General features: G+C 59.8%; 13 protein-coding genes and 1 pseudogene. All 14 read left to right on the top strand.

Going from position 1 to position 14,917, the window contains the following annotated elements; all coding sequences use genetic code 11:
• Positions 1-19: 19 nt before the first annotated feature.
• A complete protein-coding gene (locus tag HRU82_10985; GenBank protein ID QOJ35430.1) occupies positions 20-1,126 on the top strand; it encodes an NAD(P)H-dependent oxidoreductase in 1,107 nt (368 codons plus the stop codon).
• 194 nt (positions 1,127-1,320) lie between these two features.
• Positions 1,321-2,493, top strand: a complete 1,173-nt coding sequence (locus tag HRU82_10980; protein ID QOJ37182.1) for an efflux RND transporter periplasmic adaptor subunit — start codon at positions 1,321-1,323, stop codon at positions 2,491-2,493.
• A complete protein-coding gene (locus tag HRU82_10975; protein ID QOJ35429.1) occupies positions 2,490-5,714 on the top strand; it encodes a multidrug efflux RND transporter permease subunit in 3,225 nt (1,074 codons plus the stop codon). Before HRU82_10980 ends, HRU82_10975 begins: the two co-directional genes overlap by 4 nt.
• Positions 5,715-5,732: 18 nt before the next feature.
• Positions 5,733-6,143, top strand: coding sequence for a hypothetical protein (locus HRU82_10970; GenBank protein QOJ35428.1), 411 nt, complete (start codon positions 5,733-5,735; stop codon positions 6,141-6,143).
• Positions 6,140-6,811, top strand: a complete 672-nt coding sequence (locus tag HRU82_10965; protein ID QOJ35427.1) for a carbonic anhydrase — start codon at positions 6,140-6,142, stop codon at positions 6,809-6,811. The genes HRU82_10970 and HRU82_10965 overlap by 4 nt, the downstream gene beginning before the upstream one ends.
• Positions 6,812-6,870: 59 nt before the next feature.
• Entirely contained in the window at positions 6,871-7,317 is a 447-nt protein-coding gene (locus HRU82_10960; protein QOJ35426.1) for a VOC family protein, read from the top strand.
• A gap of 405 nt (positions 7,318-7,722) precedes the next feature.
• Positions 7,723-8,655 (top strand): hypothetical protein, encoded by a 933-nt coding sequence (locus tag HRU82_10955; protein ID QOJ35425.1) that lies wholly within the window; start codon positions 7,723-7,725, stop codon positions 8,653-8,655.
• Positions 8,656-8,850: 195 nt separating this feature from the next.
• Positions 8,851-9,087 (top strand): CDGSH iron-sulfur domain-containing protein, encoded by a 237-nt coding sequence (locus HRU82_10950; protein ID QOJ35424.1) that lies wholly within the window; start codon positions 8,851-8,853, stop codon positions 9,085-9,087.
• A gap of 46 nt (positions 9,088-9,133) precedes the next feature.
• Positions 9,134-9,873, top strand: a pseudogene (locus HRU82_10945) (FAD-dependent oxidoreductase).
• A gap of 138 nt (positions 9,874-10,011) precedes the next feature.
• Positions 10,012-12,846 (top strand): cbb3-type cytochrome c oxidase subunit I, encoded by a 2,835-nt coding sequence (locus HRU82_10940; GenBank protein ID QOJ35423.1) that lies wholly within the window; start codon positions 10,012-10,014, stop codon positions 12,844-12,846.
• Between the two features lie 72 nt (positions 12,847-12,918).
• On the top strand, positions 12,919-13,089 hold the full coding sequence (locus HRU82_10935) for a hypothetical protein (protein QOJ35422.1): 171 nt from the start codon (positions 12,919-12,921) through the stop codon (positions 13,087-13,089).
• Between the two features lie 58 nt (positions 13,090-13,147).
• Entirely contained in the window at positions 13,148-13,510 is a 363-nt protein-coding gene (locus HRU82_10930; GenBank protein ID QOJ35421.1) for a cytochrome c, read from the top strand.
• Between the two features lie 168 nt (positions 13,511-13,678).
• Positions 13,679-14,020 (top strand): cytochrome c, encoded by a 342-nt coding sequence (locus tag HRU82_10925; GenBank protein ID QOJ35420.1) that lies wholly within the window; start codon positions 13,679-13,681, stop codon positions 14,018-14,020.
• A gap of 14 nt (positions 14,021-14,034) precedes the next feature.
• A complete protein-coding gene (locus tag HRU82_10920; protein ID QOJ35419.1) occupies positions 14,035-14,913 on the top strand; it encodes a hypothetical protein in 879 nt (292 codons plus the stop codon).
• Positions 14,914-14,917 lie beyond the last annotated feature (4 nt).

Here is a 14,917-nt window from a genome sequence, read left to right as displayed (position 1 = left end):
GTTACGAAGGAGCCAGTCGATGCCCGAGAGGAGATGGACAGAGATCGGCCCGATCGAGGAGCTTCGGCAACACTCGCTCCAGCCCTTGCAGTTCGGCCACACGAAGGTGGCGCTCAGCTACAAAGACGGGCGGTTTGCGGCGATCTCGGGAGTCTGCAACCACATCGGCGGGCCGTTGGGCGAGGGGCGGCTCGACGGCGACTACGTCGTCTGCCCCTGGCACTATTGGAAATTTCACCGGCATACCGGCCAGGGCGAGCCCGGCCACGAACAGGATCAGGTTGCGACCTATGCCCTCAAGGAGGAGAACGGCCGGTTGTACGTAGACCTGACCCCGGCTACCGCGCGTCGAAAAGCGCCGCACACCCCCCATCCCCTGGCTCGACCGATCGTTCGGCAGGACGGCCCCGTGCGCGTGCTCGGCCTGGCCACCACGGCGATGACTCCTGGCGAGCCGCGTTACAGCGCCTCGGATGCGTTACTGGAGGTGGCGTTGGCTCATGCGCGCGAACAGCTGGGTCTCGACAGCCGGCTCATCAAGCTGCGCGATCTGTCCTTCCGGCCCTGCGAAGGGTTTTATTCCAAGGCGGCTGAGGCCTGCACCTGGCCCTGCTCGATCACACTGATGGACCCCACCGACCAGATGGACCGAGTGTACGAAGCCGTCGTCCATTGGGCCGACGTGATCCTGGTCTCCACGCCCATCCGGTGGGGCGGCGCCAGCAGCCTGTACTACAAGATGGTGGAGCGGATGAACTGCATCCAGAATCAGGAGACCATCGCCAACCGCCATTTGCTCAAGAACAAGGTCGCGGCCTTCATCATCATGGGCGGGCAGGACAACGTGCAGGGCGTGGCGGGACAACTGATGACATTCTTTGCCGAAGTCGGGTGTCAGTTTCCGCAGTTTCCATTTATCGCCCATTCCCGCGGCTGGAGCGCGGAGGACATGGAGCGGAACAACAGCGAAGTGCAGCAGAGTCGCGAATTGCGCGAAGGGGCGCAGGCGCTGGTCGAACGGGCGACCGAGATGGCTCGGCTGATGATCGGCGGACAGTTGGCCCCTCAAGCCCTCGTTCGCGGCGGCCGCAAAGCCTATCAGCTCGACAGTGAACCGACGGGGTAGCGACCACAGGTCGGACCGTCGCCTCAGCCATCCGACAAGTATCCTGCCGACGCAGTCGCCGATTGAAACCATCTAAGTGGTCGCAAGCCGATTGGTCGGGCCGAGGGTTGTACTGGATCACCCTTCAATTGTAAGGTGGAGCCGCCAATCGAAGTTCGTCCAAAGCGGGTGGCAGGGGGGATGTCAACACCGTGATGCCTGCGTGCTCCTCCACTATAAAATTTTGGATGACCTGTATGTTCCTGATGGCAGGTGCCGGTCTCTTCGGTTGCAAACAAGAGGCAGGACCTTCTCCCCCCCCACCCGTGCCGGATGTTCAGGTCGTTGAAGTGACCCACCAAACCGTCACAGACGAACCGGAATTCATCGGGCAGGCGGAAGCGTCCCGTATCGTCGAGATCCGTTCGCAGGTGACGGGGATCATGAAGGAGCGGCTCTTCCTTGAGGGACGCGATGTCCATAAAGGAGATCCCCTCTATCGCATCGATCCGGTGCCTTTTCAGGCGGCCTACGTCAGTGCCAAGGCCAGAGCGTCCCAAGCCGAAGCCAGGCTCGTCCAAGCCCGTCAAGATCTCGCCCGGGTGAAGCCGCTCTTGGCAGAACAGGCGGTCAGTCAAAAGGACATGGACGACGCGGTGGCTGAAGAACTCGCGGCCAAGGCAGCATTGGGGGCGGCAAGAGGGGACGTGGTCAAGGCGAAGTTCGATCTCGATAATACCCTCATCGTCGCGCCCATCGATGGATTGATCGAACGGACCCGCTACTACGAAGGGCGCCTGATCACGGCCCAGACGGACCTGCTGACCGTCATCCATCAGATGGATCCGATGTACGTCATCGTCAGCGCTCCGGAGAGTTTCTTGCTCAAGCGCCGACGGGACATCATCACCAAGCGCATCGCGCATCCGGGAATCTACAAACTGACCGGCGTCATCACCTTCGTGGACGGAACGACCTATCCGCACGAAGGTGTCTTGGACTTTGCCGATGTCGGCCTGCGCGCCGAGACCGGATCGCGACGGGCGCGTGTGGTCTTCCCCAACGTCGATCGCGTGCTGATGCCGGGCCAATTCGTCACGGTCAAGTTTCGCGGGGTCTCCAAACCACACGCCATTCTGGTACCGCAGCGAGCCGTCCAACAGGGACCCAAGGGCTCGGTCGTCTACGTGATCGGCGAGGGCGACAAGGTGGAACTCCGTGACGTCAAGGCGACTTTGTGGCAAGGCGATGAATGGATCATTGAAGAGGGATTGCGGGCGGGCGAGCGGGTCGTGGTCGACGGGTTCCAACGAGCGATGCCGGGTGGGCAAGTCAAGCCTGTGACTGTGGCGTCGCCGATCCCCGCTTCCTCCGAGGAAACCAAATGAGCCCGACCTTCTTTATCGATCGGCCGATCTTCGCCTCGGTGCTGTCGATCATCATCGTCGTGGTCGGGTTAGTGGCGATGCAGGCCCTGCCCATCGCACAGTTTCCTCCGATCACGCCCCCCATGGTGCAAATCGAAGCCGACTATCCCGGAGCCAGTGCGGAGGTGGTCGGGGAATCTGTGGCGCGTCCGATCGAATTGCAGCTTCCCGGCATCGATAATCTGCTCTACTTCGATTCGACGAGCACCAACGATGGTCACCTGACCATCCGGCTCACCTTCGAAATCGGCACCAACATCGATATCGCGCAAGTTCAGACACAGAACCGGCAGAAGCTGGCGGAGCCGCAACTGCCGCCGGAAGTCATCCGGCAAGGGATTACGGTCAAGAAAATGTCTCCGGATCTGCTCGCCGTCATGGTGCTGCAGTCCACCGATCCGCAGCACGACGCCTTCTTCCTTTCCAACTTCGCCATCCTGCGCATCATCGATAATATCAAGCGGCTGCCTGGTGTGGGCGATGCGATGGTCTTCGGACAGCAGAACTACAGTATGCGGGTGATCCTGAACCCGGTGCACATGGCTCAGTTAGGCCTGACGCCGACGGACATCGCCACGGTGGTGCGAGAGCAAAATCGAGACTTTCCCGCCGGGACGATCGGTCGGGAGCCGACGCCGCAGGGAACCGAATTGACGCTGCCGCTCATCACGGAGGGGCGAATGTCGGAGGTCCGAGAATTCGAGGACATGATCGTGCGAGCCATGCCGAACGGATCGATGGTTCGCCTCAAAGACGTGGCGCGGATCGAACTCGGGGCCCAATCCTATGTCCTCGAAGGTCGGTACAACCACAAACCGACCGCCTTGCTCATCACGTTTCTTTCTCCCGGCGCCAACGCCCTCGACACGGTAAAGCGGATGCGCCAGGAAATGACCAGCCTGGCCAAAGTCTTCCCGCCCGGCGTCACCTACGATATCCCTTACGACACCACGCGGTTCGTCGAGGTTTCCATCAAGGAAGTCGTCGCGACATTGCGGGATGCCATGATTCTGGTGCTGTTGGTGGTGTACCTCTTTCTCCAAAGCTGGCGCGCGACCTTGATCCCGGCCGTGGCGGTGCCGGTGTCGCTCATCGGCACGTTCGCTGGCATGGAGGCGCTCGGATTTTCGATCAACACCCTGACCCTATTCGGATTGGTGTTGGCCATCGGTATCGTCGTGGACGACGCCATCGTGGTCGTTGAGAACGTGGAGCGCCACATGGCCGGCGGGCTCTTGCCGAAAGAGGCGGCGAAGAAAGCCATGGGCGAAGTGACAGGACCGGTGATCGCGATTGTGCTGGTGTTGTGCGCCGTGTTCGTGCCGGTGGGATTCCTCGGCGGCATCACCGGTCAATTGTACAAACAATTCGCCATTACGATCGCGGTATCCGTGACAATCTCCGGATTCGTCGCCCTGACGCTCAGTCCGGCCCTCTGCGCGTTGGTGCTCAAGCCGAGCCACGGTCAGCATCGTGGTTTCTTCGAATTCTTCAACCGGGCCTTCGATTGGGTTCAACTGCGCTACGGAAAGGTGGTGGGGCTCACGCTCAGGCACAGCCTGCTCTCGCTGGCCGTCTTCGGGGTGGTGATCGGGGTTGCGGCTCATCTGCTCCGGACCATTCCCACGGCTTTCTTGCCGGAGGAAGACCAGGGGTACTTCATTACGGTGGTCCAACTTCCTGACGGCGCATCCAAAAAACGGACCGATGCAGTGCTCGACAAGGTCGAGGCCTATTACCATTCGATTCCGGGCGTGTACGGGACGCAAACCCTCTCCGGACAGAATTTTGTCTTCAACACCCGCGGCACCAACACGGCGACCATGTTCACTCCCTTGAAACATTGGGATGAACGGTCCGGCGAGCAGAACCATGTGAAGTCCATCATCGCGGGAGCCTTCCGGGAGTTCGCCAAGATTCCCGAAGGGTTGGTCCTGGCCTTCAATGCCCCCTCCATCCGCGGCCTCGGGGCCACCGGCGGCTTTTCCGTGCAGCTGCAGGATCCGAGCGGTGGAGATTTCCAAAAGTTTGCGGCGGTGGCGCAGGAGTTCGTCGCCAAGGCGAGGCAGGATCCGGCGATCGGAGCCGTCAACACGAGCTTCCGCGTCACTGCCCCGCGTGTGCGCGCCAAAATCAACCGCGAGCGCGCCAAGGCGCTGGGCGTGCCGATTTCTGAAGTCTTCGACACCCTGCAAGCCTACTTCGGCAACTTCTATATCAATGACTTCGTGAAGTTCGGCCGGGTCTATCGCGTCCAAACCGAGGCGGAGCCGCAGTATCGGTCTACCCCGGCAGATATCAACAAGATCTACGTGCGCGCGTTGAACAACGGGCAAGGCCCGACGATGATCCCACTCGATACGGTCGTTTCGACGACCTATGGCAGCGGCCCGGATCCCGTAACCCACTTCAACGGATTCAATACAGCTCTGGTGTTGGGCGCGGCCGCGCCCGGGTACAGTTCTGGTGAAGCGCTGGATGCGTTGCAGCGGACCGCCCAGGAGGTCTTGATTCCTCGGGGATTCGACATCGACTGGAGCGGCATTTCATACCAGGAACGCCAGGCTGGCTCCCAATCGGTGTCGGCGTTCGGATTCGGCTTGCTCATGGTGTTTCTTGTGCTGGCCGCACAGTATGAGAGCTGGACCGTGCCGTTTGCCGTGATCCTTGCCGTGCCCTTCGGCGTGTTCGGGGCCCTGGTTGCGGTGTCGCTCTCTGGCATGACGAACGACATTTACTTCCAGATTGGACTGGTGACGCTCATCGGCCTCGCAGCGAAGAACGCCATCCTGATCGTGGAATTCGCCAATCAGCGGTACGAACATGGCTTGTCATTGGTGGATGCGGCGATGGAAGCGGCCAAACTGCGGTTCCGGCCGATCATCATGACCTCAATGGCTTTTATTCTCGGCGTGGTGCCGCTGGTCATCGCCACTGGAGCCGGCGCGGCCAGTCGACATTCCATCGGCACCGGCGTGTTTGGCGGCATGCTTGCCGCCACGTTTCTGGCGGTCTTCTTTGTGCCGCTGTTCTTCGTACTCGTTCGCACCATCAGCCACCGGGCGAGTGGCCGAGCAGGAAAAACAAATCTGGCAGCGGCTGCCTTGCCGGGTGGGTCGCAAGCGGGCCGCGTCATGGCAGGGGCGCGTCAGACGGTTCAGCAAGAAGAAGAGAAACCATGACGCTCAAGGAGACGGATCATGTCTGGTCAGGACCATGCGGGCGTTCACCTCGATAATCTCTCCCGGGCGCTGCTTCGTCTGCACAAGGCGTTGCTGGACGGCGAGCGGGTGACCTATGAGCGGGTGCACGGGCGGATCCCCACCAACGGGGCGTTCTTTCAGCTGGTCCTGGGCGATGCCTGGTTTGCCTGGCTGCGGCCTCTCTCGCAACTCATGGCAAAGCTGGACGAACTGTCGGAAAGCAAAGAAGTCGCCGACCGGGCGGAAATCTCCGTAGTGGTCGCCTCGGTGCGCACGTTACTCACGCCCTCCGAAGAGGGTGACGGCTTCGGCCGGCACTATTACGATGCGTTGCAACGGGACCCGGATGTGGGCTTGGCGCATGCGGCGGTGCGGGCGCTGCTCCGGGAGCGGAGGCCGGAAGCATGAAAAAACTCATCGACGGTATTCATCGCTTTCAATCGGGCGTTTTCGGTGCGAAGAAGGAACTGTTCGAGCGGCTGTCCAAAGGGCAAGAGCCGGACGCGCTCTTTATTACCTGCTCGGACAGCAGGGTGAGTCCCACGCTCCTGACCCAGACGGTGCCGGGCGACCTGTTCATTCTCCGCAATGCCGGCAACCTTGTCCCGCCCTACGGCCCGATTCATGGAGCGGAAGCCGCCGCGATCGAATATGCGATCGATGTCCTGGCGGTGCGAGACCTCATCATCTGCGGGCATACCCATTGCGGTGCCATGAAAGCCGTGCTCGATCCGTCCTCGCTGGACAAGCTGCCGGCGACCAAGGGGTGGCTGACCTATGCCGAGGCCACGCGGCGGGTCATGACGACGCACTATCGGGATCTATCGAATGACGACCAGCTCGAAGTCTGCATCGAAGAGAACGTGCTCGTCCAGATTGAACATCTCCGGACGCATCCATCGGTCTTGGCGGCGTTGGCGAGCAGCCGATTGCGGCTCCATGCGTGGGTCTATGAGATCGAGAGCGGGCACGTCATGGCCTTCGACGACCATGCCGGGCAGTATGTGCCCATCGCGGAGGCAGGTCGCGGTGTCGCTGAGCGACCGGATCGTCTCACGGCGACCCGGCAGATCTGACGGAACGAAAGGCCTTCATCCCCGCGGCGATGGCGTGGGGATCACAGGAAAGGAGGACCATGAAAGCACAGTACTTGGGCCACGTGGTGTTTTACGTGAAGGATCTGCAACGCTCCCTCGCCTTTTATCGTGACCTGTTGGGGTTTCAGGAGGTCGGGCGGATTTTCAATGGCGCGGCGGCGGCGCTCACCTCCGGCCGTACGCACCACGAGTTGCTGCTCATTCAGGTGGGCGATGCCCCGGGGCCTCCGTCCGGCCGACGACGCGGGCTCTACCATATCGGGATCAAGGTGGGCGACAGTCTCGACGAACTGCGCGCGGCCAAGCAGGAACTGGAAGCGGCGGGCGTGCCCATCGACGGCATGAGCGACCATACGGTGAGCCAAAGCCTCTACCTGAAGGATCCGGACGGCAACGAAGTCGAAGTCTATGTCGATGCCGCCGAAGCGATCTGGAAGAACGATCCGTCGGCGGTAGTCTCGCCCATCAAGCCGTTGCGACTCTAAGATCACCTTCGTAGGTGGGAGCGTATCCGGTATGCTACTCCTGTCCCTTCCTGCCCTTCTGTACCTGTGAAAGTGTTGCATTTTTACCCAGAGTTTCTAGATACTCCCTGCATCAGGAACGAAATATCATGTCTTGATGTGGCAGGGATTTCGCACGATCAGAACTCGGAACGTGGGATAGGACCGTCGCAACCAGATTGTAAGAAGAAAGAAAGTCTGAGTGCGATCAGGTCCAGGAGGTTACCACGACCGGGAATGCTGATCTGGTAATGATCTTCCGGAGGCCGGAGTTGTAACTCTGTAGATCAGAGAATTCGTATATAACCTATCACCAGGGAGGGTCATGTGAATGGTCACAATCAACGGCAACCGGAATTAGTGAGCTGCCAGAAAAGGAGTATGCAGATGCGCAAGATAATGCTTCTCGGTTCGATCGTTCTGAGCTTGTTGATGGAGGCGCCCAATGGCTTGGCTGACCAAGGAGGGGCGCACGGCCCGGGTGGGTCGCATGTCACGGGGACGCACATAAAGGTCAGCGGCGTCGTTTCCAAGATCCAGCCCGACCTGATCACGGTGAAGACGCCATGGGGCCAGTTGAAGATCTCCTCCGCCACGGCGCCGAAAAACCTGGAAGTCGGTGAAGAAGTTGAGATGCAGGTCAACGAAAACAATGTGGTAGTTGACGTCCATCGGAAGGGAGATCCATCCCATTCTCATCGGTTCGTCTCGGGCAAGCTGGCCTATGCGTCGAAGGACAGGAAAGAAATCAAGCTCTGGACGCCCGAGGGTGAGAAGACATTTGACGTGCAAACGGGCCGGTCTCAGCTGTCGGGCGTGGAGGAAGGGACACCGATCGCCATCGAGCTGAACGAAGCCGGGAAGGTCATCGATATCCATCGGATGACCGTGGAGATGGAATTGGATGAACATCCCCACACCAAGTCAGGCTATCACCTGACCTTGCATGGGGAGGTGACGAAAATCCAGTCCGGTGTAGTGTTTGTGAAGACCCCCGTGGGCCAATACACTATCAATGCCAAGACGGCCCCGGCCGATGCCGCCGTCGGTGACGAGGTCACACTGTGGCTCAATGAAGAGAATCTGGTGATCGACCACCATGGAAAACATAAAAATAAACCAGGGGCGCACCGTCTGATTTCCGGCAAGCTTGTCTATGCCGGGTTGACCAAAAAAGAAATCAAATTGTGGACACCGGAAGGCGAGAAAGTGTTTCCGTTGGATCGGATGGAAGTGAAGACCAAGCCGATCGCAGAGGGGTCGATGGTGACCGTGGAATTGGATGAGAGCGGGACAGTGATTGATCTCAAGGCGCAATGACCGCGTCTGTTCATTGAATGTCAGAAGGCCATCCGTCTCACGACGGATGGCCCTATGAATTAGAGCCACAGGGCGTCCGTGCGGCTATTATCCATGCGGCCGACGGAGACCGTCAGAGAGACAGATGGTCTATGGGAACAAGGTGTCCCCTGCGGGAGTGCCTTGTTCAACATATGGCTCCGAGGAGGACCGAGAATGGAAAAGCCAGTCATTGCAGCGAAGCAGCCGGCCGTGTTGGAGTTGGAAGCGGGCACGTATTATTGGTGTCGGTGTGGGCGCTCGAAAGCCCAGCCGTTTTGCGACGGGTCTCACAAGGGAACGAGCTTCACACCTATGGAGTTCACAACGACCGAGAAAAAAACGGTTGCGCTCTGTCAATGTAAGCAGACCAAGAATCCCCCATTCTGCGACGGCACGCACAAGACACTCTGAGCGGCGTGGTTGAAGTGCGTATATTGTACGACCATAAGAGTGCGCCATGAGTGAGGCAGTGAACGAGAACGGCTATACGGTCACGCTGACCGAACGACGGCTGGTGGCGGAAGGGACGATGGCGTTCTACTTCGACAAGCCGCCGCAGTTCGTCTTTGCACCGGGGCAGTTCGTTGATTTGACGCTGCTTCAACCGTCCGAGACCGATGCGGAGGGCAACACCAGAGCGTTTTCCATCGCGAGTGCGCCGCAGGAATCCACCCTGATGGTGGCCACCAGACTGCGTGATACGGCCTTCAACGTGAACTGCAACGTATGCCGATCGGCTCAACCGTCCGCATGGAAGGGCCGTTCGGAAAATTGGTGCTGCATACCGATCAGACTCGCCCGGCCGTATTTCTGTCGGGCGGGATCGGCATTACACCGTTCCGCAGCATGCTGGTGCAGGCGGCGATGCAGCAATCGTCACACCGCATGATCTTGTTCTACTCGAACCGAAGGCCGGAGGATGCCCCATTCCTGGACGAATTGCAGGCCTTACAGGCAACGAATCCTCGCTACACGTTCGTGGGCACGATGACCGAGCCGGAGAAGTCTTCTCTAGTCTGGCAGGGGGAAACGGGATACATCAACGCGGCCTTGCTCGCTAAGCATCTTGCGAACGTGAACAAGCCTATCTATTATGTGGTCGGCCCGCCCGGCATGGTTGGCGCATTGCGGACCATGCTCAAAGAGGCTCGCATCGACGACAGCGATATTCGAACCGAAAAATTCGCGGGCTACTGAAGGCGGCGTTCTGTGGCGGTCTCACGGTGCAGCCCAAGGGAGTTATTCACGACAGAGTCTTAGACGAATAAATAGGTATTAGACATTGTCCACGTATTACACGTGGGAAAAATGCCTCGGCGAACAAGGGATCTGTAGATGGATACGACAGACCCGTCCGCAAAATCGCTTGTGCAAGCCTGGGCTCGGTGGGCGTTGGTTTGGCTCACGTTCTTTCCGCTCGTCGGCGTTCTTGTTTCGATCCAATTTCACAATCCTGAATTTTTGGGGGGAATCTCCTGGTTCACGTTCGGGCGGCTCCGTCCCGTGCACACGAACGGCGTGATCTTCGGGTCGTTCACCACGGCCTTCATCGCGCTCCTCTACTATTTCCTTCCACGACTGTGCGGGACCCCGCTGTACAAGGCCGAATGGGGATGGGGACTGCTCTGGCTCTGGAATGCCTTTCTGGTCCTCGGTTCGCTGTCGCTGCTGATGGGCTATGTTATCGGCGTGGAGAACGCGGAGTTCGAATGGCCCTTGAATATCCTGCGCTACGTGGTATTCGTGGGTCTCACGATCCAAGTCCTTGGCACGATCTTCCGTCGGCGGGCGGCCCGGTTCTATGTGTCTCTGTGGTACGCGCTCGCCGCCGCGATCTGGACTCTGCTCAACCTGCTCATCGGCAACGTGCTGCTCCCCTATGGACCGCTGGCGGGAGCGAACAATGCCGCGATGCACGGATTGTACATTCACTATGTTGTTGGCTTGTGGATGACGCCGGCCGGGCTGGCAACGATTTATTATTTTTTACCGCTTGCGGCGAAGAATGCGCTCTATAGCCACAAGCTTTCGCTGTTAGGATTCTGGACCCTCGCGCTGTTCTATCCGCTCGTCGGGACGCATCATTACCTCTACAGTCCCATCCCGCACTGGACGCAAACGGTCTCCATCGTCCACAGCATGTGGATGATCATTCCGGTCGTGACCGTGATCGTGAATTTCTTCGGCACCATGCTGGGGCGTTGGGGAACCGTCCTGGGCGGCGGAGGCGGCGACAACTATGCGGCGAAGTTTCTCATGATCGGGGTGTTCTATTACCTCGTCGGCAGCGTGCAGGGTTCGATCGAATCTCTCTACCGGTTTCAACAGTTGACCCATTTCAACGATTTCGTCATCGGCCATGCCCATCTGACCGTATTCGGCGCCATGATTCTGTGGGTGGTCGGAGGGCTCTATTATGTCTGGCCGCGCCTGGTGGGCCGGCAACTCTGGAGCGATCGTCTGGCCAGCTGGCACCTCTGGCTCACGGTGACCGGATTTTCGGCCATGATTCTCGGCCTCACGGCGCAGGGGTTCATTCAAGGATCGATGCTGGAACACGGCGCGGACTTCGTCGATTCGGTCAAAGTCATGCAGCCCTGGTGGGTAGCGAGAACCGTCGTGGGCACCATGATGGATCTGGCTCTCGGCTTGATGGCGTATAACTTTTATAAAACCATCGGTCAGGGTGAGCCGATTGAGACAGAGCTGGCTGTGCCGATGCAGAGGCACAGCCAGCCGATTGCGATGGTGCCGGGCAGAAGTTGGCTTGAGAATCCTTCCACGGTCGGTATCCTGGCAGGCATCGGGTTTTTCTCAGTGGCGGTGTTCATCCTGGGCATCATTCCCTGGCTTCAGCCTGCTTCCCGCGTGACCACCGTCGTCGATGTTGTGACTGATCTCACTGTCCGGGTGGAGGATTACACCCCCCTCGAACAGCGGGGCCGGCAGGTGTATATCCGCGACGGTTGTTGGCATTGCCATTCCCAGTACATCCGCCCCGTAACCGGCGAGTCGCTCCGGTGGGGGCCGGTGTCTCAGATCGGTGAATCGGCCTATGATGTGCCGCACCTGTTCAGTACCCGGCGCATCGGGCCTGACCTCACGCGCGTCGGACGGAAATACGGGGATGACTGGCATGTGGCCCACCTCTGGAATCCGGCCGATGTCGTCTACGATTCGATCATGCCGCGTTTTCCATGGCTGTTCGATACGGGTGGGAAGGAAGGCCCGCCGCAATTGAATGAGGAAGGCTTGGCCCTCGTGGCCTATCTCCAACGTCTCGGGACTGCGATCGGCGATTGGCGTGCGGGATCACCCTCGACCCGGATGTCAGGCGCAGCAAGCCTCCCCGGGAGTCCGCAGGCCCGCGAGGAAGTCCTGTCGCTCGGCAAAGAGGTGTACGCCCGACGATGCGCCGGTTGTCACGGTGCGAAGGGTGACGGGAAAGGTCCATCGGCGGTGTTTCTTCATCCGAAACCCCGCGACTTCACGACGGGGGTGTTTAAGTTCCGGTCCACCGCCGGCAAGGACTCTTTGCCGACCGATGCCGACCTGTACCTGACGCTGACGCATGGCCTGTGGGGCACGTCGATGCCGTCCATGCAAGAGATCCCGGACCGACAGCGGGGGGCCGTCGTCCAGTATCTGAAGACATTCTCCGATCGCTGGAGAAAGGAGTCGGTTGGTATCCCAATCTCCATTCCATCTGAAGTCCCGCTGACGGTAGCATCGATTGAAAGGGGAAAGGTTTTGTTTCAGATGAACTGCGTCTTGTGTCACGGCGAGCAAGGCCAGGCGGATGGCCCGCTGGCAGGGCCCGGCATGCTCATGGACGACTGGGGTGAGCCCATCAGGCCCGCCCATCTCTCGCTTCCGGCCGGCATGCCGGGAGGAGTTAAGCTCGGGCATGACGGGCCGCACCTGTTCCAGACGATTGTGGGCGGGATCGGCGGGACGCCGATGCCGCCGTTCGACGGTCTGAAAGCAGAAGAAGTATGGGACCTGGTGCATTACGTCCAATCGTTGCGAGCCATGGCCCATGAAGCTGAACTCGTGACGGCAGGTCTTCAAGAGCAGGACCGGCAGAGAGCGCGCGAGAGAATCTGGTCGGCAATATCCGGTCGCGCGGAAGTTCGGACACCCATGATGGCCAGTGGTCCGGCGCAGTAGGCGGCGTCCGACCTGGGAATGCAGGTCCGTGAGGTACGAATGAACGACCCATCCGCGCCAAAGGATCAAGTGATGTCCTCCGAGCCGATGCCCAAGACCGGTGACGAGCCAGGCACCTATGTGTATGAGCCGGCGGGAATACGCGAACGAAGCGGATCTATCCCGACCTGGCTCAAACTCGTCTCGCTCGGACTTATTGCTTGGGGGATTTACTACACGATCCGATTCTGGAGTTCGTATTGAGGAGATGGAAGTCATAAATCGCATGAAACCGCTCATCTCACATACAGAGGAGGCGACGATGGCAACGATGTATCGATCGACGGTGGTGCTGGCTGCCTTGGTTGCGGCGTGGGGATGGTCTTCAATGACGCAGTTCGTGTCTGCGGCTGGTAGCGACGCCGCCAAGGGGAAATCCATCTACCAGGCCAAGTGTGTGACCTGTCATGGCCCGGCGGGGAAGGGCGACGGACCCATCGGGAAACAACTGAAGCCGCCGGCGGGAGACTTCACGAGCGCCGAGAGCAAAAAGAAGTCTGACGCGGAATTGCTCGACGTGATTCAGAACGGCAAACCCAAAACGGCGATGGTGGCGTGGAAGAGCCAACTTTCCGAGGCAGAGATCCAGGACCTGCTCGCCTATGTGCTGACGCTGAGGAAGTAACAGAGGACAGGACCTCAGAGAGAATTGCTCAACGTGGTGCGACAGTTCAAAGCGGCGATCGATGAGCAGGGGCAGTAGGGAGGGCATGTCTTCGACTGCCAGATGCAAGATGTCCCCGCCTATGTGAAGCGCGGAGGAGAGTGAGCGAGGCCAGCAAGAGGAGGCGATATGGGTGGGATAACAACCAATAAGCAATTGTCCAGGCTTGGCCTGGTGGTGCTCGTTGCGGCTGGGATGGCAGCGAGAGTCGCCGGGGCGGCGCCCGAAGAGGCGCCCAAGCCAGGCTTCGCGTGGAAGAATGGAGCCGAGGTCTATGCGAAGATCTGCGCCTTGTGCCACGAAACCGCAGTAGGTCCGACCCTTCGAGGTCGCGGCCTGGATCCTACCTACATCCAATTCATCGTGCGACACGGCAACCGGGCAATGCCGGCGTTTCGCGCTTCCGAGATCGATGACCAGTCGTTGGAAAAACTGGCCGAATATCTGTCCAAAGCAGAGGCCAACAAGTAAGGAGGGCTCACTCCATGAAGGTTGATCGACGCAGTCTGATGAAGGGCCTGCTAGCGGGCGGGGCTCTCCTGGCGATGGGTGTTCCTCCATGGACCTTTGCGGAGTCACCTGTGCGAAGACCCAGCCGGTGCATGTTGGTCTTGGGCGGTACCGGTGCGGACGAGGCCTTCGCAAGCGGCGCAGGCGCCGCCTGTGTAGGTTTGACATACGAAGCGCTCCGAATCGTGAAACTGAAAGGCGGGTTGTTAACCGCCGTGGACCGGATGGTCACTCTGCTGGATCAGTCCCGGGGAACGCGGATGATCGCCGTGATGGACGATGCCAGCGCGGTGATTGTTCTTGAGCTGGCTCGGACAGCCGGCGTTCGGCTCCTCTCGATGGGCACGCATGTGTGCTCGGCAGACAGTGCCTGTCAGCTCCGCCATGCCTGGGCAACCACCTCCCCGGCTCATGGCGTGGGAGGTATTTTGGCGTCGCAGCTCGCCGCCGACCAGGACGGATTCTCGATAACTGAAGATTTTCTTCACGCCCCGAACGAAGCGGGCCCCGTGTCAGGTTGGTCTGCGCCGGGATTTTCGTCGTATCTGTCGACCGAATCGGAATCCGTCCATCTCCACAGTTCAGGGCTCTCGCTGGCGGACGGGCGCAGGCTGATCGGCCTGACTGCAATCGAGGGATGGGAGCCCATTCCCCTGCGAGCATGCAGGCGCGAGACCGTCAGGTTGCAGGCCGGCGACTGGGTCGAGTCCGTGGGTTATGCCGTGACCGTCTCGGCGCTGGGTGTCGATTCCGTTCGAGAATCCTGTGCCAGCCGCGCGTTCGTGCGGCAATCGCCAATCGGTGATGGGACGCATCCGCAGGAACGATTCGTGTCATTTGTGGTGGATCTCTAGCCCG

Source organism: Nitrospira sp., from assembly GCA_015709715.1.
Taxonomy (GTDB): domain Bacteria; phylum Nitrospirota; class Nitrospiria; order Nitrospirales; family Nitrospiraceae; genus Nitrospira_A.
This window is presented reverse-complemented; position numbering and strand designations above follow the sequence as displayed.